This window comes from Flavobacterium chungbukense, assembly GCF_020805785.1.
GTDB classification, from domain to species: domain Bacteria; phylum Bacteroidota; class Bacteroidia; order Flavobacteriales; family Flavobacteriaceae; genus Flavobacterium; species Flavobacterium chungbukense.
The window spans coordinates 518,915-542,243 of record NZ_JAJGZV010000002.1; the positions used below are offsets into that span (position 1 = coordinate 518,915).

At 32.0% G+C, this 23,329-nt stretch carries 19 protein-coding genes; 11 read left to right on the plus strand and 8 right to left on the minus strand.

Annotation, left to right across the window (positions count from 1 at the left end):
* Positions 1-73: 73 nt before the first annotated feature.
* The 8 genes from LL966_RS07510 to dnaK form a co-directional block, all read right to left on the minus strand.
* Entirely contained in the window at positions 74-973 is a 900-nt protein-coding gene (locus tag LL966_RS07510) for a LamG domain-containing protein (protein WP_229351880.1), read from the minus strand.
* Positions 974-991: 18 nt separating this feature from the next.
* Positions 992-2,446, minus strand: a complete 1,455-nt coding sequence (locus LL966_RS07515; RefSeq protein ID WP_229351892.1) for a RagB/SusD family nutrient uptake outer membrane protein — start codon at positions 2,444-2,446, stop codon at positions 992-994.
* A 4-nt stretch (positions 2,447-2,450) separates the two neighbouring features.
* Positions 2,451-5,471, minus strand: a complete 3,021-nt coding sequence (locus tag LL966_RS07520) for a SusC/RagA family TonB-linked outer membrane protein (protein ID WP_229351893.1) — start codon at positions 5,469-5,471, stop codon at positions 2,451-2,453.
* A gap of 244 nt (positions 5,472-5,715) precedes the next feature.
* Positions 5,716-8,460 (minus strand): LuxR C-terminal-related transcriptional regulator, encoded by a 2,745-nt coding sequence (locus tag LL966_RS07525; RefSeq protein ID WP_229351896.1) that lies wholly within the window; start codon positions 8,458-8,460, stop codon positions 5,716-5,718.
* A gap of 104 nt (positions 8,461-8,564) precedes the next feature.
* On the minus strand, positions 8,565-9,749 hold the full coding sequence (locus LL966_RS07530; RefSeq protein WP_229351906.1) for an acetate/propionate family kinase: 1,185 nt from the start codon (positions 9,747-9,749) through the stop codon (positions 8,565-8,567).
* 89 nt (positions 9,750-9,838) lie between these two features.
* Positions 9,839-11,932 carry a phosphate acetyltransferase gene (gene pta / locus LL966_RS07535; protein WP_229351912.1) on the minus strand — a complete coding sequence of 698 codons (2,094 nt, stop codon included), beginning with the start codon at positions 11,930-11,932 and terminating at the stop codon, positions 9,839-9,841.
* Between the two features lie 66 nt (positions 11,933-11,998).
* Positions 11,999-13,072: a magnesium/cobalt transporter CorA gene (corA, locus tag LL966_RS07540; RefSeq protein WP_229351915.1), complete on the minus strand. Its 1,074-nt coding sequence runs from the start codon at positions 13,070-13,072 to the stop codon at positions 11,999-12,001.
* 175 nt (positions 13,073-13,247) lie between these two features.
* Positions 13,248-15,131 (minus strand): molecular chaperone DnaK, encoded by a 1,884-nt coding sequence (gene dnaK / locus LL966_RS07545; protein WP_229351917.1) that lies wholly within the window; start codon positions 15,129-15,131, stop codon positions 13,248-13,250.
* 503 nt (positions 15,132-15,634) lie between these two features.
* On the opposite strand from dnaK, the gene LL966_RS07550 reads away from it, so the two are divergent.
* From LL966_RS07550 to LL966_RS07595, 11 genes are all read left to right on the plus strand, one after another.
* On the plus strand, positions 15,635-16,411 hold the full coding sequence (locus LL966_RS07550; RefSeq protein WP_229351922.1) for a hypothetical protein: 777 nt from the start codon (positions 15,635-15,637) through the stop codon (positions 16,409-16,411).
* A 166-nt stretch (positions 16,412-16,577) separates the two neighbouring features.
* Positions 16,578-17,039 (plus strand): SRPBCC family protein, encoded by a 462-nt coding sequence (locus LL966_RS07555; protein WP_229351924.1) that lies wholly within the window; start codon positions 16,578-16,580, stop codon positions 17,037-17,039.
* Positions 17,040-17,051: 12 nt separating this feature from the next.
* Positions 17,052-17,588: a hypothetical protein gene (locus tag LL966_RS07560; protein WP_229351926.1), complete on the plus strand. Its 537-nt coding sequence runs from the start codon at positions 17,052-17,054 to the stop codon at positions 17,586-17,588.
* Between the two features lie 30 nt (positions 17,589-17,618).
* Complete coding sequence (locus LL966_RS22865) at positions 17,619-18,149, plus strand: nuclease-related domain-containing protein (protein WP_394799458.1); 531 nt, start codon at positions 17,619-17,621, stop codon at positions 18,147-18,149.
* A gap of 85 nt (positions 18,150-18,234) precedes the next feature.
* Positions 18,235-18,672 carry an acyl-CoA thioesterase gene (locus LL966_RS07565; RefSeq protein ID WP_229351929.1) on the plus strand — a complete coding sequence of 146 codons (438 nt, stop codon included), beginning with the start codon at positions 18,235-18,237 and terminating at the stop codon, positions 18,670-18,672.
* Between the two features lie 12 nt (positions 18,673-18,684).
* Complete coding sequence (locus LL966_RS07570; RefSeq protein WP_229351932.1) at positions 18,685-19,113, plus strand: hypothetical protein; 429 nt, start codon at positions 18,685-18,687, stop codon at positions 19,111-19,113.
* 15 nt (positions 19,114-19,128) lie between these two features.
* Positions 19,129-19,998 (plus strand): mechanosensitive ion channel family protein, encoded by an 870-nt coding sequence (locus LL966_RS07575; RefSeq protein WP_229351936.1) that lies wholly within the window; start codon positions 19,129-19,131, stop codon positions 19,996-19,998.
* Positions 19,999-20,841, plus strand: a complete 843-nt coding sequence (locus LL966_RS07580) for a maleylpyruvate isomerase N-terminal domain-containing protein (RefSeq protein WP_229351940.1) — start codon at positions 19,999-20,001, stop codon at positions 20,839-20,841.
* A gap of 100 nt (positions 20,842-20,941) precedes the next feature.
* A complete protein-coding gene (locus tag LL966_RS07585) occupies positions 20,942-21,931 on the plus strand; it encodes an alpha/beta fold hydrolase (protein WP_229351943.1) in 990 nt (329 codons plus the stop codon).
* Positions 21,932-22,074: 143 nt separating this feature from the next.
* Positions 22,075-22,464 (plus strand): DUF1398 domain-containing protein, encoded by a 390-nt coding sequence (locus tag LL966_RS07590; protein WP_229351945.1) that lies wholly within the window; start codon positions 22,075-22,077, stop codon positions 22,462-22,464.
* Positions 22,465-22,493: 29 nt separating this feature from the next.
* Positions 22,494-23,327 (plus strand): ThuA domain-containing protein, encoded by an 834-nt coding sequence (locus LL966_RS07595; protein ID WP_229351948.1) that lies wholly within the window; start codon positions 22,494-22,496, stop codon positions 23,325-23,327.
* Positions 23,328-23,329 lie beyond the last annotated feature (2 nt).

The window sequence follows — 23,329 nt, forward strand, 5'->3', positions numbered from 1 at the left end:
TTATCAATTTCTATAATTATATTAATTAAAACATACACCCGATATAAACTCAGGTGTATGTTTTTTAAAAACTTTATCTTTTATCTTTCTCTAATTTATAAAGAGCGGTAACTTCTGGATCTGTAAGAGCAGAATCATAAATTCTGAATTCATCCATTAAACCAGTATAATTTAGCATCCATCCATCAGGATTACCCCACGGAGCACCTAAATGTTGCTGATACCCTCCAATAATAAATTTTGAAACCTCAGAGCTAGCCAATTCTCCAAAAGGACCACCACCTGTAGCAGGATCGCTTGCATATCTTTTTGAAATAGAAGTTGGTAAAACTACTTTTTGACCATCTATATACAAGCTGTAAGTAGAACTTGTACCGTTGTATGACCATACTACGTGTTTCCAAGCTCCAAACATATTAGCCAAAACATTTGCACCACCATGCTCAATGAACTGTCCTGACCAAGGAATACTTGGTGTGACATCTCTTTGAATATGATTTTTCATCAACATTGTAGTTGCTGGGCCAGTTCCTTCAATAAGAGTAAAAATATTACCCCAGAAATCTGTTTTCTTAGGTAGCATATACAATGACTGAGCTCCTCCTGTATGCGGATCAGTTTTAATCCACATGGAAACCGTAATATTCTTTAAGTTTACAACAGAATTTGCCACATTATTGTAGGCAATAAATGAAGTCGTAGAACCTTTATAAGCAGTACCTTTTACACCAGTTTCATAAGAAACATTTGTTCCTGTTCCGCCAGTAATTGCACCTTTTGAATCTTCAATTGTTCCATCGAAACTAAATTTAGAAACTAAGTGTGTTGGTGCAATATCATCAGAATTCTCATATCCGCCAATTGACTCGTAAGGAATTGGACTGTTAGTTTTATCAATACTATCCTCACAGCTTACAAAAATTTGTGAAGCTAAAGCTAAAGAAAGTAATAAAATAGATTTATTTTTTTTCATTTTAATTAGTTTTAAGGATTAGTAACCAGGGTTTTGAGCTGATAAGCCGTCTGCTTGTTTAATGAATGTCGCCGGAATAGGGAATAATTCATTTTTGCCTTCAGTAAATGTTTTTCCATCTACAGCAAAAGCTGCTTTCGCTTGACCTGTGCGCACTAAATCAAAAAATCTATCGTGTTCAAAAGCCATTTCTACTCTTCTTTCTTTCCAGATTGCAGTTCTTACATCTGCTTGAGAAGCTGCTGTAGTATTAGCTAAACCTGCTCTGTTTCTAATTTGATTCAATAAAGGAATAGCTTCACCTGTTTGTCCTAATTCATTTAATGCTTCAGCTTTCATTAATAAAACTTCTGCAAATCTCAAATACTTAATATCAACATCTGTTTCCCATGCATCTGTATACGCTGATGAATAAGCTTTGTAGTTGTATCTTTCGTTTTCAACTGTATTTGGTACTACTCTTCCATCGTATAAAGTTGAACCTCTAAAAATGATTGTTGCTGCTTTTCTAACATCATTAGCTTCGTAAGCATTTACTAAACTTTGAGATGGTGTATTGAAACCCCAGCCCCAGCCTCCAGTACCACGAGCGCCTTGTGTATTAGAATATCCTTCAATTCCCTTAGCTGGTATAGCTCCTTGAGCGTAGATTTCGAAAATAGATTCAGAATCAAATTTTCCACTTGCTCTAAACATAGAAGCATAATTAGCTACAAGAGAGTAACCTGTTACTTTATTAGCATTATCAACAACTTGCTGCCATTTTTTCTGGTACAAACTTACTTTTGCAAACAGTGCATAAGCAGCACCTTTTGAAACTCTTGATTTTTCATTTGCAGAATAAGCAGTTTTTTCTGGTAATGCAGCAATTGCATCAGTTAAATCGCTTTCAATAAATGCATAAACCTCAGGAGCAGTTTTACGTGTAAGCTGCATAATTCTGTCAGCTTCTGAACCTGGAACTGGTAAATGGTCAACGATTGGAACACCTCCATAACATTTTACCAAAGTGAAATACATAAATGCTCTTAAAAACTTAGCTTCACCAGCTAGTCTGTTTCTTAAAGCCGCATCTACTTTATCCAATTTTGGAAGCATATTTAGTGCCTGATTACATTTGTTTATTCCATCGTAATTAGCAATAAAAGTACTTTCTGCAGAAGGATTAGAAGCATTGTAAGTTAAATTGTCCAAAACATCTTTATCTGTTCCAGTATCTCCAGGAGAAGAACCTTTATCAGCATCATCAGAAGTGATACTTGAAAGACCAATCCATCCAAAAGAAGTCATATCCCAATTTAAAAACTTGTTATAGATTGCTGTTACAAATTGAGCAGCTCCTGCCTCATTGTTAAACAACTCTGTATCATCGGTCGAAATAGATTCTGTTTGATCTACATCTAGATAGTCGTCTGCACACCCTGTAAAAAACAATGATGATAATACAAACGTTGCTATATATATCTTTTTCATAATATTAAAATTTTAAATTAGCACCAATTACAAATGATCTTAAAGTTGGATAAGCATCCAGCTCTACTCCCTGAGTTCCATAAGGATTTCCGTCTCCGTTTAACTCTGGAGAAAATCCTGAAAATTTTTGTGTAATAAATGGGTTAATTGCATTTATATAAATTCTACATGCATTTACAAATCCATCTCCTTGTAATGGTAATTTGTAACCTAAAGTAATGTTGTTAACTCTAAAGAAATCGCCAGACTCTAGGTAGTATGTAGAAGCAACTGGTACTTGATTGAATGGTGCAGGATTTGAAGCTGTTAGATTGTTTAACGTCCAGAAATCTGTAGCAAGAGAGTTTTCAATGTTTTCACCAGAGAAACGCTGTGCTTTTTTACCGTTATACACTTTTGCTCCAGCAGTACCGTATCCATCAACAGAGAAATCAAAGTTTTTGTAAACAAATCCTAAAGAAACTCCATAGTTAGATTTTGGTAAACTTGAACCAACATATTTTTTATCGGCTGTGGCGCTTAATGCATCTTGAGTTACTTTATCTCCTGCGGCATTATAGTATGACATTTGTCCGTTTGTAGGATCAAAACCAGCATATTCATAGATGTAGAAACTTCCTAATGGCTGACCTACAGTAGTATTGTCAAGTAATTTTGTATCTTGACCATTTCCTAATCCACCACCAATAACTGGAGACAAGACTACATTTTTCAAACCTGTAAGTTCGTTTTTATTGTTAGAAAAGTTACCACCGATATAGTAGCTAAAATTTTCTCCAATTTTATCATCCCAACGTAATGAAATCTCATAACCTTTGTTAGATACTTCTCCAACGTGAGCAGGAGATGCAGCAGTAATTCCAGATGTAAAATAAGGTTTTGTATTTAAAATTACGTTGTTTGTATTTTTGTCATACAAATCGAAAGATCCTTTTAATCTGCTGTTTAAGAATTCAAAATCTAAACCTACAGAAGATTCTTCTGTAATCTCCCAAGATAAACTTGGATCGATTTGTGAAGATATTGTTGTTCCTTCAAGCAAAATAGACCCTCCTAAATAAGCATTAAGTCCTGAAGTATATCCTTGACTATTAAGCGGTACATTTTGATTTCCTAATTTACCCCAGCTTCCTCTTAATTTCAATAAATTGATTCCTTTTGAGTCTGCTAAAAATTTTTCTTTAGAAATTACCCATCCAGCACCAAGTGCAGGGAAAGTTCCCCAACGGTAGTCTTTTGCAAAGTTTGAAGATCCGTCACGTCTAACAGTTCCAGTAAATAAATATCTATCTAATAATTTATATTGGAAACGACCTAAGTAAGAAGCTAATTTAGTTTCGTTAAAAACTTCATCTTTATAACTTACTATGTTTGTAGCATATTCGTTATCCTTAAGAGCCCAGTAATTAGAATCTGAATTTACATTCTTTCTTACTATTGTCAATTTTTCTCTTGCTCCTTTAACGTATGTTTCAACACCCGCAGTAACTTCTAAATCGTGAATTTCGTTAAATACTTTATTGTAAGTCAAGTAGTTTGATAAACTCCAGTTATAATATTCTTCTCTTCCTTTTGTTAATGAATTGATATTTGCATTAGGAAATAACTGCTCATATTCGCTAGCCTGTCTGTCAGGATTCGCTGCTACCCAAATATTTTTAGTATCGTTGTAGTTATAATTTTTCCAAGTATAATACTCACCATTATATTGTGAAGTGAATTTTAACGAAGGTAAAATTTCATAATCTAATTTTAGACCTCCTTGCAACGTAATACTGCGTTGTTGTTCGTCGAAGAAATCCAACTGAGCCACTGGGTTTCCAACATTATTAATTGCAGATCCTGTTTCACTTGCAAAACCATTTTCTCCAACACGCGCAACTCCATATTTTCCATCAGGAAAAAATACTGGAACTACAGGCGATTGTTTGTAAGCATTTGTAAAAGCTGACAAAGGTTTTGGAGTAGATTTTGTAGACGTTAAACTGAAGTTTTGAGTTAATGTCAGTTTTTTAGAAATTTTGTATTCATTATTGTTTCTAAAAGTAGTACGTCCGTAATCTAAACCGTTTAAAACAGCTTTTTCTTCATAATTACCTAAACTGAAAAAGTATTTTACACTTTCCGTTGCTCCAGAAACAGATACGTTATTTTGAGTATAACTTCCTGTTCTTGTAATTTCGTCAAACCAATCTGTATTAACAGGCTGATCCTGAGAGTAAGTTGTAGATTGTAAAGCTGAATTAGTGTAATGAGCATATTTATTACTTCCAGCCATTTTTACTCTTTTAAGCGGTGTTCTTACACCACCAAAGCTTTCCACTTCAACAGAAACCTTATCACCTTTACCTTTTTTAGTTGTAATGATAATAACCCCGTTTGCAGCTCTTGTACCATAAATTGCTAACGCAGATGCATCTTTTAAAATATCGTAAGAAGTAATATCGTTAGCATTAATATTATTGATGTTTTCTGTTGCCATACCATCAACAATATATAATGGTGATCTACCTCCTAAGGCTGTACCTAAACCTCTAATAACAACAGATGGTGTACTTCCTGGTAAATCAGAAGCAGTTACTTGCACCCCAGCAGCTTTACCTTGAATAGCTTGAGAAGCATTAATAACTTTAGTTTTTGTGATATCTTCTGCTTTTATAGAAGAAATTGCAGTAGTATTATCTACCTTTTTTCTAGTACCATAACCAATTACTACTACTTCTTTTAAAGCGGTGTCACCCGATTCTTTTAAAGTAATGGTCATTGCTCCTGCCGTTGCCGGTACAGAAACAGAGTCAAAACCAAGCATGGAGATTTTTAAGGTCTCTCCAACTTTAGCATTAATGGTAAAATTACCATCGAAGTCGGTATCAGCAGAAGTTCGAGATTCTGAAGCACTAATAATAGCACCTGGAACACCCATTCCACTACTGTCTAATACTTTCCCTTTAATTGCTTGTGCTTGCCCCATCATATATGTAGGCAGCAACAAGAGTGCTAAAAAGCTAAAAATAAAATTTTTCATACAGTACGTAATCGTTTAAGTTAGTAGAGCCAAATTAAACAATTACAACGTTGTAGTACATCAAATACCACTACAACATAGCTACATCATTATGTTAAATTTTATAGTTAAATAAATCAAAATCAACATTTTAAATGTTAATAAAATTCCTTTAACATATCATTATGATGTAGTAATGATGTATCGTAATTATATAAAAAATGATATTGAAAAATACAAATTATGTAAAAAACAAATTCAAAACTTACAGAGTTAATAAAAATTTCGACAAATTTTCGTCTTGTGTGAGGTTTAATTTCTTTCTTAGACGATATCTATGCAGTTCTACACCTCTAAAAGAGATGTTCATCATAGGTGCAATTTCCTTAGAAGACAGGTTCATTTTAAGATAAACACACAATTTTATATCTTTCGGAGTTAAGTGTGGATACTTTTTGGAAAGATTTATAATAAACTCGTTATGGATTTGATTTAAATTAGTTTCAAATATTTCCCATTCATGTTTATTTACTTCATTAATCTTGATCGCTTTTTTGATTTCGTTCTTAAGTCTACTGAAATCTTTCTCAGTTTCTAAAATTGATTGAATTTTATCAATCATTTCTGTTTGTTTGGCAATTGACAATGATTTACCAGCAACCTCAGAAGATTTGGTTTGAAGTTCAAGCTCTAAAATATGTTTTTCATATTCCTGAATATTGAGCTCATTTTCCTTTTTCAACTCCATTTCAAGAATCTCTCTCTGATGTTTTAATTCTTCGGCCTGCAATTTTAATTTTTGCATATAACGAAGTTTATTCCATTTATAATAAAAGAATAAAACAGCACCAATTATCAGTAAATAAAGAAGAATCATCCAAAAAGAAAAATACCAGGGTTCGGCAACTTTAAACTTATAAGATAAAACCTTGTCGTAAGTTGCACCATCGTGTTTGAATATCTCTACAGAATGATAGCCGCTACTCAAATTGTTTAGAATTATTAACCCATCAGAAATCGGCACAAATTCTTTACTCTTATCTAACTTGTAAAACAAATTTGGCTTGCTTGCTCCATAAATCCCAGAAATAACATTGATCTTTAATTCCGTATTGAATTTTATTCTCGACTCGTTTGGAATTAAAACATCATTACTAAAAGCTTCTAATTCTACTTTTGAGTTTTGTTTGTTTTCATACTGCAGTTTTAAAGAAATAAATCCATCATCGAGGTTAAATAAATAATCGTTGTCTGTTTTAAAAATTCTTAAATTTTCATTGATCAATTTACCTTTATAATATTTCTCCTGAATAATATTCCAAATAAACTTGTTTCCTTCTGCATAAATGTGATATAAGATTCCGTTTTGTAAAACCATAAAATGATCCTCATCTATTGAAACAATGTCTGTTACATTTTTAAAACTTGCATTGAATAGATCATTTTCTTCCAGTTTATTAGAAATTGAATTATAAGTGTACCATACATTATTAATCAGAAAGAGAATTTCTTTTCTAAACTCAAAAATCTTTATTCCAAAATCATTTTTGATTTTACTTTGTTGCGTAACATTTTCAACTTTTAAAGTATTGTAATTATCATCTAATAAAACACGATACAATCCACGATAATTGTCAGCTGCCCAAATTTCATTTTTCTTATTCTGTGCAACATATTTAATAGGCTTTGCTAGATCTTTTATTGTTTTGTATTCAGATAAATTAGAAGGATCATCATAAACTAAAATACCACTGTAGGTCGATTGAAAGTAAGTGTTATTTATACTGCTTTTTGACATATTCCAACCACCGCTTACTCCATTGATTTTATTTAAAGTATTATTTTCATAAGAAAAAGTACCATCATTATGACCTATAATATATTTTCCATCAATAAGTGAAATATTCCAAGCCTGGCCTTGAGTAGTTGGCATCATATTAAATTTTCCACCACTATATTCAAAAATACCATGATTTGAAGCAATTAGATAACCTTTATTAATTGTCGCAACAGCATAGACAGATCCTAAAATACCCGAATTGTCATAAAAGAAAGAAATTGGAGAATTGACCTCAACATGCGCGATACCATTATCTAATCCAACCCATAAATCATCTTCTTTATCAAATCCTAAACTTAGAACTGAGTTGTTCATTAAAACATTATCACGTTCAATATTTTTATATGAATTGTTTTTTAAATCTAAAATGATAATACCGCGATTTCCAGTTCCTATAATCAGTTTTTCTCCTTTAATAAATTTTGCAACATTAATTGTTGCAGATTTCAGCATTTCGTTTATCGGATTGTCCCAACTTTTTAATCCATTTTTATCTACAACAAAAACACCCTTTTTTTGTGTAAAGATGTATGTTTTGTTCTGATATTTTTCGATGGCATGGACAACAGTCTTTTTTAACACATCCCAACCTTTTGGGTTAGCAATGTATTTATCTTTCATTCTAAAAATTCCATTCTGGACAGAAGCAACATATAAATTTTGATCTACTGCAAAACAGTATGAAATAAGAAACGGAAATTTAATTTTCTTAATTGTTTTTCCATTGTAGATAAAAACATCATTGAATGATTGAAAATACAATGAACCATTAAATCTGAAAATTTTCCAGATTTCTTCATTGTCTTTTTCATCAAACAAACGAAGATTTTTGGTTATAGAAACATAATGCATGGTTCCATCCTTTCTGTACCAATAACCAAATTCTTTATAAGAACCTGAATAAATTTTATCACCTTCAATTAAAATAGATCGAATAATGGTTTTGTTAGGAAGTGTATATTTTTCCCATTTTACCCCATCGTAACGAAGTAAATAATGATTATTAGCAAAGTACATGGCATCGTCTTTTCCTTGCACGACATTCCAAATTTGATTATCACCTTGATAATCTGATTTGCTGTAATTTTCGACAAATGGAAGTAATTCTTGTGCTTGAAGCTGTAAAGCAATGAAAAAGAAGAAAAGAGATTTTAAAAGTATCGATTTCAAGATATTTCGTTTTTAAATTCAAAGATACTGACAAAAAACTTAAACTAAAAGCATAAAAAAAGCTCCAAAACAAAGGAGCTTTCGTTATATAAAACACGAATATTCTAATTTTCAAGCAATTGATAAACCTGATTTGCAATTTCATACTCTTCGTCTGTTGGAACAACCAACACTTTTACCTTAGAGTTTTGAGTATTAATTTCTCTTAATTCTTTAGAACGAATCTGATTTTTTGCTGTATCAATTTCAATTCCGAAATAATCCAAATCTGTACCGATCAAATTACGCATATAAGATGAATTTTCTCCAATTCCAGCTGTAAACACAATAGCATCCAATCCGTTAAGGGCAGCTGTATAAGCACCAATAGTCTTTCTGATTCTATAAGCATTCATTTGCAATGCCAACTGACAATCTTTATTTCCTTTTTCTGCTTCTGCTTCAATATCACGCAAATCGCTGTAACCTGTAAGCCCAAGCATACCACTTTGTTTTAGTAAAACTGCATTTACTTCATCTGGAGTATAGCCTAAATTTTTAATCATATAAAAAACAACAGACTGGTCAATATCCCCCGCTCGAGTTCCCATAATTAATCCATTTGAAGGCGAAAATCCCATCGAAGTATCGATACATTTTCCATCTTTAATAGCTGCCATACTACATCCATTTCCTAAATGAATGGTAATTATTCTGGAATTCTTTTCCAAATAACCAATTGCTTTTTCAGAAACATATTTATGACTTGTTCCGTGAAAACCGTAAACACGAACTTTATTTTCTGTTAAAAGATAATTTGGAATAGCATATTTATAAGCTACTTCTGGCATGGTTTGATGAAAAGCGGTATCAAAAACTGCAATTTGTTCTGCCGAACTGAAAATTTCTTCCGCTACATTAATTCCTTCCAGATTTGCTGGATTATGCAGCGGCGCCAATTCAAAAAGCTGTTTAATTTTTGCTTTAACTTTATCGTCAATTTTTACAGTAGCACTAAAATCACTTCCTCCATGTACAACGCGATGTCCAACAGCTGTAATTTCTGAAGTAGATTTTATAACTCCTTTTTCTGAGTCCAAAAGCATACTGGCTACTTTTTGCAATCCCACTTTATGGTTCGGAATAGGCAATGTTTCCTCTAATGAAACAGTTGCAGTTTTAAAAATAACATTTGAAGTTTCTAAACCAATTCGGTCAATCATTCCAGAACAAATTACTTCGTTTTCTGGCATTACCATTAATTGATATTTAATTGAAGAACTTCCTGAGTTTATAATTAGTATTTTCATTTTTTTTAAAGGTGCTAAGATGCTAAGGTTCTAAGGTTCTGAGATTTTTAGTTTATTTTTAATTTTTAATTCTCAATTTTTAATTGAATTTACATTCCTTGCGCTTGAATAGCGGTAATTACAACAGTATTTATAATATCATCTACGGTGCAACCACGGCTTAAATCGTTTACAGGTTTGTTTAAGCCTTGTAACATTGGGCCAATTGCCAATGCTCCAGTTTCTCTCTGAACGGCTTTGTAGGTATTGTTTCCTGTATTTAAATCCGGAAAAATAAGTACACTCGCCTGCCCTGCTACTTCAGAATCTGGCATTTTGCTTTTTCCGACAGTTAAATCTACGGCAGCATCATACTGAATGGGTCCTTCAATTTTTAAATCAGGTCTTTTTTCTTTTACGATAGCAGTTGCCGTTCTAACTTTATCGACTTCGTCTCCTTTTCCTGATGAGCCAGAAGAATAAGAAAGCATCGCAATTTTAGGTTCAATTCCGAAAGCTAAACTTGATTCTGCAGAAGAAATCGCAATTTCTGCCAATTGTTCTGCTGTTGGATTTGGATTAATGGCACAATCACCGAAAACAGAAACTCGGTCTTCTAAACACATGAAAAATACCGAAGAAACTACAGATGAATTTGGTTTTGTTTTAATGAATTGCAACGCTGGCAAAATAGTATGCTGTGTGGTATGAGCCGCTCCAGAAACCATTCCGTCCGCATGCCCTTTATAAACCATCATCGTTCCAAAATACGAAACATCTTCCATTAAATCTCTTGCCATTGTAATACTTACGTTTTTAGCCTTCCTAAGCTCGTAATAGGTATTGGCATAATCTTCGTAAAGTTCAGATTCTTTTGGATTGATGATATTTACTTTAGAAAAATCAAATGTAATTCCGAGTTCTACAACCTTACTTTCTATTTGTTTTTTATCTCCAATAATAGAAATATCAACCACATCCATATCTAACAATCGAGATGCTGCAGTAATAATTCGGTCATCGTTTCCTTCTGGCAATACAATATGTTTTCTATGCTGTTTGGCTCTTTTAACCATGTTATATTGAAACATTTTTGGTGTCATCCCTTCTGCTTCAAAAGTGATTAATCGTTCAGATAAAGCATCATTATCAACATATTTTGCAAACGTCGTTATAGAAGTCTCAATTTTATGCGTGTTGTTGGCATAAATCTCCGATTTAATTGAACCAATTTTATTGGTAATATGATAAGTTCCTCCATCTACAGCAATAATTGGAACTATAGCTGAAAGTCCTTCTATAAGTTTCAAAATGCTTTCTTCAGGAACAATATTTCCTGTTAGAATAATTCCAGAAATTGTTGGGTAATTGGCTGATTCATTCGCTTGTAAAGCTCCTAAAATAATATCAGAACGGTCTCCAGGCGTAATTACCAAAGCATTGTCATGTAAATGAACCAGATAATTGTGCAGTTGCATTGCCCCAACACTATAATGTCCAATTTCGTTATTTAGATAATTTTCTCCAAACAAAACCTTAGCATTCAAAACGTTTACAATTTCCTGCATCGTCGGATTATTCAAAGTTGAAATCAGCGGAATGGTATTGATCAGTACATTTGAGGGCAAACTTTTCTGTAAACTTTTAGTAACCAATTCTATATTTTCGGGCTGTACTTTATTAGCAAAAATAGATAAAACCTCAACTTCTTTTACTTTAAAAGAATCGTACACCAAATACAAACTGTCTAAGAGTTCTTCTAAAGTTTTTCCAACGCCAGATCCTACAATTATTGTCGGAATTCCAAGATTTTTAGCAATCAGTACATTTAAATCCAATTCGATAGAAGTTCCTTCTCCTGTAAAGCTTGTTCCTTCTACTAAAACAAAGTCAAAACGTTCTTCGAGCCTTTTATATTTTTCAATAATAGTATCTAAGACCTCTCCTATTTTTCCTTTATTCTTTTTCTTTATTAATCTGCTTTTGGTAATTGCGTAAGCGTCTTCAAACTGAATATCAAGATTAAAATAAGACAAAACCGTTTCGATATGATTGTCTACTTCTCCATCAATAAAGTCTTCAATTATAGGTCTAAAATATCCTACTTTGGCTGTTTTACCAATCAAGATACTCATCAAACCGAGCGTGATAATTGATTTTCCACTATTGTGATCGCTAGTGGCTATATATATTGCTTTACTCATAATTATTTATATTTATTCTAAATAACAAATTTAGATATTTCAATTCTTTTTATGCTGAAATAAACGTTAAAACCAACGTCTCTTCTTGAAATAAACAATTAAGCCTATTACAAGTAAAAACATAATTCCCATCACCACAAAATAGCCATTTTCTGTTTTGAGCTCTGGCATATTTTCAAAGTTCATTCCGTACACGCCCACGATAAAAGTTAATGGAATGAATATTGCCGAAATGATGGTTAGCGTTTTCATGATTTCATTCATTTTTCGGCTTTGTTCCGAAAAATAAAAATTCGAAGCACTCTCTAAAGCGCTCATATCCGATTCAATTTGCTCTAAAAGCTCCAAACTCTTTTGATGCAGTCTGATAAAGAAATTAAACGTTTCCTTCTGTATAAGACCGTTATTTTCATCATCATCTTTAATGGTTTTAAGATAATATAACGAATCTCTCAAAGGCACGATAGAACGTTTTAAAAAATTAAAGTTATCCCTATGATTTTCAATTTTTTCTAAAATAACAGGATCGGCTCCTTTTTTGGTTAGATTGATTAATTCCTCTATTTTATCTTCTTCATCTTCAATGGTAATGTAGAAGTTTTCCATAACGGCATCTAAAAGCAAATACAAGAGATAATCTACTTTTTTGGTTCTCACAATTCCAGCATGCGTGCGAAGACGCTCGCGAATGTGCGTAAAAAAATCACTTCGTTTTTCCTGAAAAGAAATCAGAATACCTTCTTTCAGAATAAAACTAATTTGTTCTACACTAATATTATCTGAATATTCAGAAGGCAAAAGGGATTTTATATTGAAGAATAGAACATTTTGCTGTTCTTCTAACTTCGTTCTTTTGGTTGTATTTAAAATATCGGCCAAAAGAAAATCATCAAGCTTAAAATGAGTTCCGATAGTTTTTATCAGATTGATATCGTTTAAGCCGTGAATATTAAGCCAATTGTTTTTAGTGTAATCAAAACAAGAATTAAGGGCAAGAACTGTAAACTTATCATATTCAACAACATCATTATCGTCATAAACAAAAAGTTGCATTTCGGTTTCGTGCTCTTTATGCGATCCTGTATACTCTAATGTAATATGTTGCAACTTGCGTCCTTTCTTGTATTTAATCTTTCTCATTCTAGAAATTTTACAATAGTAATATTACGAAAAAGAATTTGAAGAAGAAATGACATTTATCATTTTGCCCAGAAAGATTTAACAAAACGCAAAACACAACCCATAAAAAAAACCGAGTCATTTCTGACTCGGTTTCTATCTTAAAACTTTGTACTAATTACTTAATACTAAAGAATTATTTTACCTCTTCGAATTCAACGTCTTCAACATTGTCTCCAGATTGCTCTTGTTGTGGAGCAGCTTGTTGACCTTGTTCACCACCTTGAGCGTACATTGCTTCTGTAGCTGTTTTCCAAGCTGCATTTACATTGTCTAATCCTTTTTGGATTGCATCAAGATCTTGAGATTGGTGAGCCATTCTCAATTCTGTTAAAGCATATTCGATAGCTGTTTTTTGATCGTCTGTCAATTTATCTCCTAACTCTTTCAATTGAGATTCAGTTTGGAAAATAGTACTGTCAGCTTCGTTCAATTTCTCAGCTCTTTCTTTTGCGATTCTGTCAGCATCAGCATTAGCTTCAGCATCTTTTTTCATTTTTTCGATTTCTTCAGCTGTTAATCCAGAAGAAGCTTCGATACGGATATCGTGAGATTTTCCAGTTCCTTTATCAGTTGCAGAAACTTTGATGATACCATTAGCATCGATATCGAAAGTTACTTCGATTTGAGGAACTCCTCTTGGTGCTGGTGGAATACCATCTAAGTGGAAACGACCGATAGTTTTGTTATCAGCAGCCATTGCTCTTTCTCCTTGTAATACGTGGATTTCAACAGATGGTTGAGAATCAGCAGCAGTAGAGAATACTTGAGATTTTTTAGTTGGGATAGTTGTGTTAGACTCGATTAATTTAGTCAATACACCACCCATAGTTTCGATACCTAAAGAAAGAGGTGTTACGTCAAGTAACAATACATCTTTTACATCTCCAGATAAAACTCCACCTTGAATAGCAGCTCCAATAGCAACAACCTCATCAGGGTTAACACCTTTAGATGCTTTTTTACCGAAGAATTTCTCCACTTCGTCAGCGATTCTTGGCATACGAGTAGAACCTCCAACAAGGATTACTTCGTCGATATCAGATGTAGATAAACCTGCATCTTTTAATGCTTTAGCAACTGGCTCCATAGAACGTTTTACTAAAGAATCAGATAATTGCTCAAATTTAGCTCTAGACAATTTTTTAACTAAGTGTTTTGGTCCAGAAGCAGTAGCAGTTACGTATGGTAAGTTGATTTCTGTTTCAGCAGAAGATGATAATTCAATCTTAGCTTTCTCAGCAGCTTCTTTTAAACGTTGTAATGACATTGGATCTAAACGTAAATCAATTCCTTCTTCAGTTTTGAATTCGTCAGCTAACCAGTCAATAATAACTTGGTCAAAATCATCACCACCTAAGTGAGTATCACCATTTGTAGATAATACTTCAAATACACCGTCTCCTAATTCAAGAACAGAGATATCAAAAGTACCTCCACCTAAATCGTAAACAGCAATTTTTTGATCATTTCCTTTTTTATCTAATCCGTAAGCAAGTGCAGCAGCAGTTGGCTCATTGATGATACGCATAACTTTAAGACCAGCGATTTCTCCAGCTTCTTTTGTAGCTTGACGCTGAGCATCGTTAAAGTATGCAGGAACAGTAATAACTGCCTCAGTTACTGTTTGACCTAAATAGTCTTCAGCAGTTTTTTTCATTTTTTGAAGTGTCATAGCAGACAATTCTTGAGCAGTGTATAAACGGCCGTCAATATCCACACGTGGCGTATTGTTGTCACCTTTTACAACACTGTAAGGAACTCTTTTTGCCTCTTCTTGAGTTTCAGCAAAAGTGTGTCCCATAAAACGTTTAATAGAAGCAATCGTTTTTGTAGGATTCGTTACTGCTTGTCTTTTTGCAGGATCACCTACTTTAATTTCTCCACCTTCAACAAAAGCGATGATAGATGGTGTAGTTCTTTTTCCTTCTGCATTAGGGATAACAACTGCTTCGTTACCTTCCATTACAGAAACACAAGAGTTCGTCGTACCTAAGTCAATTCCGATTATTTTACCCATTTTTTATATATTTAATTTTTGATTTAATTTTATAACTCAGGTGGCATAAGTCAATCTTTGTGCCAATATAAAAAACTAAATAAAATTGTCAGTTTTAATTTGGCACGACAATAATCATCTGACAACATGACATTTTTAAAACCTGACATACATGGCACAATACTATATTTATGTCATTTTGAAGGTATTCATTAAACTGACATTTATAATTACTTACAACTTCTGAGTCAGCTCAAAATAAAAAAAATGCAATTAAAGACTTTACCACAATAACAATACTTGGCATTGGTTCGGGATTTTCAAATTTGTATTGCATACAGAAATTATTAAAGTAAAATAATCGACATACATTTCTTTATAAATACAAATAGTTTAGTAAAAATTAAAAGTCCTTTCAGTTATCTATAAAAAAAATTACATTCGTACACAAAATATAGTCGATATTATTCAGATACAAACAATCTATTAAATATTGGCAATACCATATAACATCAAGAAAAAAAATGGTTACATTCGAAACAAAAGTTTGGGAAAAGGATTGGGAATATATACTAAAAGGAGATTATTTAGATAAAATAATTGCCAATTGTAATTTCAATTTTTATAAAAAACACATTATTATTAATAATGTAAAAAACAGACTATTAGTTGAAAAATATTGCATACAAAAAATCAAAGAAGGCATTATTGATAATTACTTTGTAGTTGATGATTCCAAATCTGCAGTATTAAATCATTTTGAATTAAATGCTGAAAGTTTTGGCGCTGGATATTATTATTCAATAGCTGAGCTAACTGGAATATATCAATGTGAAACGGATTATTTAATGCACTTTTCAGGTGATTCTTTCCCAGTAAATAATAATACAAATTGGATTAAAGAAGCAATTAATATAATGAACAATAATTCTAATATTATCGTTGCAAACCCTACTTGGAATTATAAATTTAAGGAAGCAGAAAACGAATCTTTCGAACAAATCGAAAACTTTTATTCAGGTTATGGCTTTTCAGATCAAGCTTATCTTATTCGGAAACAAGATTTTATTGAAAAAATCTATAACGAAAAAAACAAAGAATCTGAACGTTACCCAAAATATGGAGGAGAATTATTTGAGAAGAAAGTAGATTCATTCATGAGAAATCATCAAAAACTAAGAATCACCAACAAAAATTGCACCTATATTTCAGTTAATTTTCCACAAAATTGGTTCTCAAGAAAAATATTAAGAAATACTATTACTCAAAAACGCATCAAAAAAATGACAGAAACAAACTAAAGAAAACCGGAAAAATGGTCATTTAATTCTGAAGGTCTTCTCGTTAAAAGCTGACACTTTCGTGGATTGTCAAAAGTTTAATGTTCATAAAAACATTAATCATTTCGTTAAACATTATTTGTTTTTAGAATTAAACTAACTTTATATTTATTTAAAAGATCAAAAAATGACTTCAGAGATTCTTTCCACAACACCAAATTCAGAAATTGTTACGACAAGAATTCTAAATTTCCCGCAAGAATTAGTTTTCAAAGCCTGGAGTACTCCAGAACATTTAAAAAATTGGTGGGGACCAAATGGCTTTACGAATACTTTCAACGAATTTAATTTCTGCGAAGGCGGAAAATGGAGCTTTATTATGCATGGTCCTGAAGTCGGAAATTATGCCAACGAATGTGAGTTCATTAAAATAGACAAACCAAATCTCATTGCTTGGAAACGTCATTCTAAACCACTTTTTCAAATCCTTACGACTTTTGAAAACACTGCAGAAAATCAAACGAAAGTGGTTTTCAAAATGCTTTTTGAAACAGAAGAAGAATGTCAAAAGCTAAAACCTTATGTTGTCGATAAGAATGAAGAGAATTTTGACAAGTTGGAAGTTGAATTGTCGAAAATGAAATTGTAATATAGTAAGGTTATGTGCAGAGTTTATAAAACAATTGGTTGTCTAAATACTATTCAACGTGAATTAGTCACAAATAATATTGACGAATTTAATTCTATTAATGAACTTATTGATTTTCAAAAAAACTTTCATATTACAGAACAGAGCATCATTTCTCATCATAGCAAACAAATACAAGATGAAAAACTATATCTTGAAAATGAAATTTCTGAATTAAGCAATCTTATAGATAATAAAATAAATGAATTAAAAAATGAATTAAGAAAAAATCTGAATGATTTTAATCAAGAAATTGAAGATTTGTCTAATCCTAATTCTAAAATCATTGCAACAATAAAGAATTATTGGGGAAATCTCATAATTCATATAAAATTTTGGTATATACAATTCAAACTTCCTGTCACAATTTATATTTTTAAACATTCAAGTAAAAAACTAATTTCAAAAAAGAATCAACGTCTCGATTATATTTCTAGAGATTTTGAAGACGCTGTAAATAAGAGCAGTTCTACCGATTTGCAAAAACTTGAATTAAAAAAGAAATTATAACAACCTTAAATAATTACAATATACGGCGCTATTGGTGAGAACAAAGTAGAAAATGTTTTAAAAAAACTATCCGATGATTATATATTAATAAATGATTTCTGTTATAATTTCGCAACCCCAATTAAACATAAAGGTGATTTTATCAAATCAATTCAAATTGATCATCTATTACTTTCTCCCGCTGGTATTTTTATAATTGAAACAAAAAATTGGAGCAATCGCTCACTTGATAATTTAGACTTGCGTTCTCCAGTTCAGCAAATTCTAAGAACTAACTATGCTCTATTTAAACTCTTAGATGATAATTCACGGAAGTATAGTTGGAACTTTAACAGACACCATTGGGGAAACAGAAAAATTCCTATAAAAAATATTATTGTTTTTATAAACAATGCTCCAAAAGAACAGTTTCAGTTTATTAAAATACTCGGAATTAACGAATTAATCTCTTACATAAAATATTTTGATTCTAACTTTACAACAAATGAAACAGAAAGTATTGGTGATTATTTGCTTAACCTCTCACCACACAATCAAGTCACTTCAAAATTAACTATGTAAAAGATTTTATAAATTAAGTTCCTAAAAAAATTATGACTATAAAAATTCGTAATTTCGATTTCTCATTAAAATTACAATTTACAAAATGGCTTCATTTACAAAAGAGATATCTTTTCGCTGGTCAGATCTTGACCCAAATTTTCACGTTCGCCACAGTGCTTATTACGATTTTGGTGCACAGCATCGTATCGAAATCCTTGAAGAACTAGGTTTAACTTTGCGAGTTATGCAAACACAAGGTTTCGGACCTGTTTTATTTAGAGAAGAATGTGTTTTTAGAAAAGAATTAAAACTTTCAGACAAGATTTTCATTCATACCAAAACATCTAAAATGAAAACCGATGCGTCGCGCTGGTCAATTATTCACGAATTTAGAAGAGAAGACGATACACTTTGTGCAACGATTACGGTTGATGGCGCTTGGATGGATACTAAACTTAGAAAATTAGCTTCTCCGACACCAGAAATTGCTATTCAGGCTTTAAGTATTTTCCCTAAAAGTGATGATTTTGTAGGATTATAAAAAATAATTTAAATGAGACGTTTTATTTCTTTTTTTGTTATTCTGGCTTTTTTTGCAAACTGCAAAAATAAATCTTCAGACGAAATCAAATCTTCTGAAACAAATGCTGTAAAAGAATCTAAATCTCCAAAAGAAACTGTTCAAGCTTATTTGTCAGCAACAAACAATTTTGATTTTGAAACTGCAAAAAAATTCCTGATTTCAAATAAAGAAAATCAGATGATTTTGGAAACTCTCAAAAAAATGGAGAAAAGTATTCCAGATAAAGAAAAAACCAGATTTATAGACAAAGAAAAAAAAGCTTCCTATTTTGAAAAAGAAATAACCGATTCGACTGCTCAAATTATTGTAACTCCAGATATGGATGCTGCTATTCCAATAGAATTCAATTTGAAAAAAGTAAATAATGATTGGTTAATCAAATCTGTTATTTCTCATTAATGTAAAGAACAAGCTATGATAGATTACATAAAAGACTTTAGAATTGGATTTTTTATTGCCGTCATAGCAATTACTACAATTGTTTTAGGTGCCATTACAGACAGAGCGCTGCGTTATCTTTTGTACAGAAAACAAATCGATAAAGATTATGATGCAACTGGTTTTAAATTCTTAAAGCACTTAATTATAACCATAATTTATATTTTAGGATTTGCTTTTGCTTTAATACAAATTCCCGAATTTAAAATCATTGGTCATTCCTTTTTAGCTGGAGCTGGAGTTATTTCTCTTGTTGCTGGTTTGGCTTCACAACAAGCTTTAAGCAATATTGTTAGCGGAATTTTTTTGGTGATTTTTAAACCTTTTAAAATCAATGATAAAATTACCATCAACAATTTTATCGGAACAGTAGAAGATATTAATTTGAGACAAGTTGTTTTAAAGGATGCCGAAAACAATAGAATTATTATTCCAAATTCGGTAATCAGCAATCAAATTATTGTGAATACCAATATGCATGATACCAAGTGCTGTAAAATAATAGAAATTGGCGTTGGTTATGATTCAGATATCGAAAAAGCGCTAGAAATTATAAAAGAAGAAATTGGCAAACATCCTCTTTTTATTGATACTCGTAAAGCCGAAGCCAAAAAAGAAGAGACACCTGTGGTTGTAGCTAGAGTAGTTGCTTTGGCCGATTCGAGTGTTAATTTAAAAGCGTGGGCTTGGGCAAAAAATTCTACTGACGGTTTTGTAATGTATTGCGATTTACTTCAAAGCATCAAAAAAAGATTTGACGAAAATAACATTGACATTCCGTATCCGCAACGTGTTGTGACTTTAAAAAATGGTGATTTCAAAATTCCTGATCAAAAAACAAATTAAATGAAATCTTCAGAAATAATTCCAATTCAAACTTTAGAACTCTTCCCTATTCTTGATAATTTATTAATTGATCTTTTAAAATCGTTAACTGAAGAAGAATGGAACGCTCAAACTGTAGCTAAAAAGTGGAAAGTTAAAGATATTGCATCCCATTTATTAGATGGAAACCTAAGAGGATTATCTATTTCTAGAGATCGGTATTTTGGAGAGAATCCTGAAAACATTAATTCATATCAAGATTTGGTAGATTTCTTAAATCAGCTTAATTTGACTTGGACGAATGCTACAAAAAGATTAAGTCCAAATGTACTGACTCATTTATTAGAAAGTACCGGAAAAGAATATTCCGATCATTTACAAACCTTAAATCCTTTTGATAATGCTGTCTTTTCGGTTGCTTGGGCTGGTGAAGAAATTTCTCTAAACTGGTTTCATATTGCACGAGAATATACCGAAAAATTCCTGCATCAACAGCAGATAAGAGATGCTGTCGGAAAACAAGCATTAATGACAAAAGAATTATTTTATCCGTTTATAAAAACCTTTATTCAGGCTTTACCGCATACGTATCGAAACACAAACGCTCCAATACACACAATTGTAACATTGATTATTACTACAGAAATTGGTGGTCAATGGAGTATTATAAAAGAAGAAAAAAACTGGGAATTTATTGATTCTTTTGAAGCTGATTCTACTTCAATCGTAAAAATTAATCCGCAAGATGCATGGCTTTTATTTTCTAAAGGAACAACACCATTTGAAGCATTAAATAAAGTAGAAATTCTTGGAGATAAAGAGCTCGGAAAAGTTGCTTTAAGCATAATTGCAGTGATGGCATAAAATTTACTTTTCTTTTTTCTGATAACTTTAAGATTTTAAGCTTTGTTTTAAAAATGTTACTTTTTAACTTTATAAGTTATTAAAACAAATGCCCGTAAATATGAAAATCTTTAAAGCATTAGCACTTTTAATTCCTTTTTTAAGTTTTGCTCAAGAAGGAAACATTAAGTCTCTCGATATTAATTTAAGTAATTACGAATATCCTTTTCCTGTTCATTTTTTAGAATTAAGCAATCAGCGTCAAGCGCTTAAGATGGCTTATATGGATATAAAACCCGACAATTACAATAATAAAAACATTGTTCTCCTTCACGGAAAAAATTTCAACGGCGCTTACTGGGAAACTACTATAAAAGCACTAACTAAAGAAGGTTTCCGTGTTATTGTTCCCGATCAAATTGGTTTTGGGAAATCGACAAAACCTGATAACTTTCAATATACTTTTCAGCAATTAGCCGAAAACACCAAAAAACTTTTAGATCATTTAGGAATTCAAAAAACAACCGTTCTAGGGCATTCAATGGGCGGAATGCTGGCTACACGTTTCGCGTTACTGTATCCTGAAACTACAGAAAAACTAGTTTTAGAAAATCCAATTGGTTTAGAAGACTGGAAATTAGTTGTTCCTTACAAACCTGTTGATTGGTGGTATGAATCGGAATTGAAGCAAAATTACGAAGGCATAAAAAAATACCAGATGGCGAATTACTATGATGGAAAATGGAATGCCGATTATCAAAAATGGGCTGAACTTGGTGCAGGCTGGACAACAGCGCCAGATTACAATAAAGTGGCTTGGAATTCTGCTCTCCTCTATGATATGATTTTTACACAGCCTGTTTTGTATGAATTTAAAAATATAAAAAGTCCAACACTTTTAATTATCGGAACAAGAGATAAAACAGCTTTAGGAAAACCTTTGGTTACGGCAGAAGTTCAAAAAACAATGGGAAATTATGCCGAACTGGGCAAGAAAACTCAGAAAGCAATTCCGAATGCAAAACTAGTTGAAATTCCAAACACAGGACATTTACCGCATATCGAATCTTTTGATTCATTTATAAAATCATTAATTGTATTTTTGAAATAAAAACTTTTTTTATTTGCCACGAATTACACTAATTCACACTAATTTTATTGCGCTTAAAGGAAAAATTAATTCGTTTGAATTCGTGTAATTCGTGGCAAAATCTAAAATCTAAAATCTAAAATCAACAATCTAAAATTAAAAATATGTTTACAATCGAGCAAATTAAAGAAGCGCATTCAAAAGTGAAAAGCGGTGCAGATTTTCCAAATTATATTCAGGACTTAATCATTTTAGGCGTAAAAGGATATGACACTTATGTACATGATGGAAGCGTTGTGTATTACGGTTTAAACAATTATACCGCTGAAGCTGAAGAAAAATATCCCGAAATTAAAGTAGCTGACTTTCCTAACAAAGAACTTTTTATTGAGTTTTTAGTAAAACATCAGCATGGAGAAACTGATTATATGACTTTCTGCAAACATTGCGCACAATCTGGTATTGCAAAATGGCGCGTAGACATTGTAGAGATGACTTGTACATATTTTGATAAGGGCAAAAATGAGATTTTGATTGAAAAAATTCCGAGTTAATTTTCATGTCTTCTTTCAAGCAAAATCCAATGAATCTTTTTAAAAGAATTATTTTATTATTTGTCGTAATGATTTCATGCTTTGGTTTTTCTCAAAGCAAAAAAGAACATTCTAAATTTAAAGTAATTGCTTTTTACACCGCAAAAAACGATCAGGCGCACATCAGTTTTGTGCATGAAGCAAATAAGTACTTTCCAAAATTTGCTGCCGAAAATCATTTTCAATACGATTCAACCAGCAATTGGGACAATCTCAACGCTAATTTTTTGGCAAAATACCAAGTTGTTTTATTTTTAGACACACGCCCAGAAAAAAAAGAACAGCGTGAAGCTTTTCAAAAATACATGGAAAACGGTGGCGGTTTCATTGGATTTCATTTTTCGGCATTTGCTTTAAATGATTCGAGCTATAATCAAGATTGGAATTGGTATCACAATACTTTTTTAGGATCTGGAGAATATGGAAGTAATACTTGGCGACCAACTTCGGCTGTTTTAAGAGTCGAAAAGCAGCATCCTGCGACTAAAAATCTGCCCAAAACCTTTACGTCAGCACCAAACGAATGGTATCGCTGGTCTAATGATTTGATAAAAAATCCAGATATAGAAATTTTATTGGCCATAGACGAATCTAGTTTTCCATTAGGAACTGGTCCAAAAGCGCATGAAATATGGTACAGCGGTTATTACCCCGTTGTCTGGACCAATAAGAAATACAAAATGCTGTACGTAAACATGGGACACAACGATATTGATTATGAAGGCGGAACAAATAAAACTTTATCATACACTTTTGAGAATAAAACACAAAGTCAATTAATTTTGAATGCCCTTCTTTGGATGGGGAATTCAAAGAAAAAATAAAA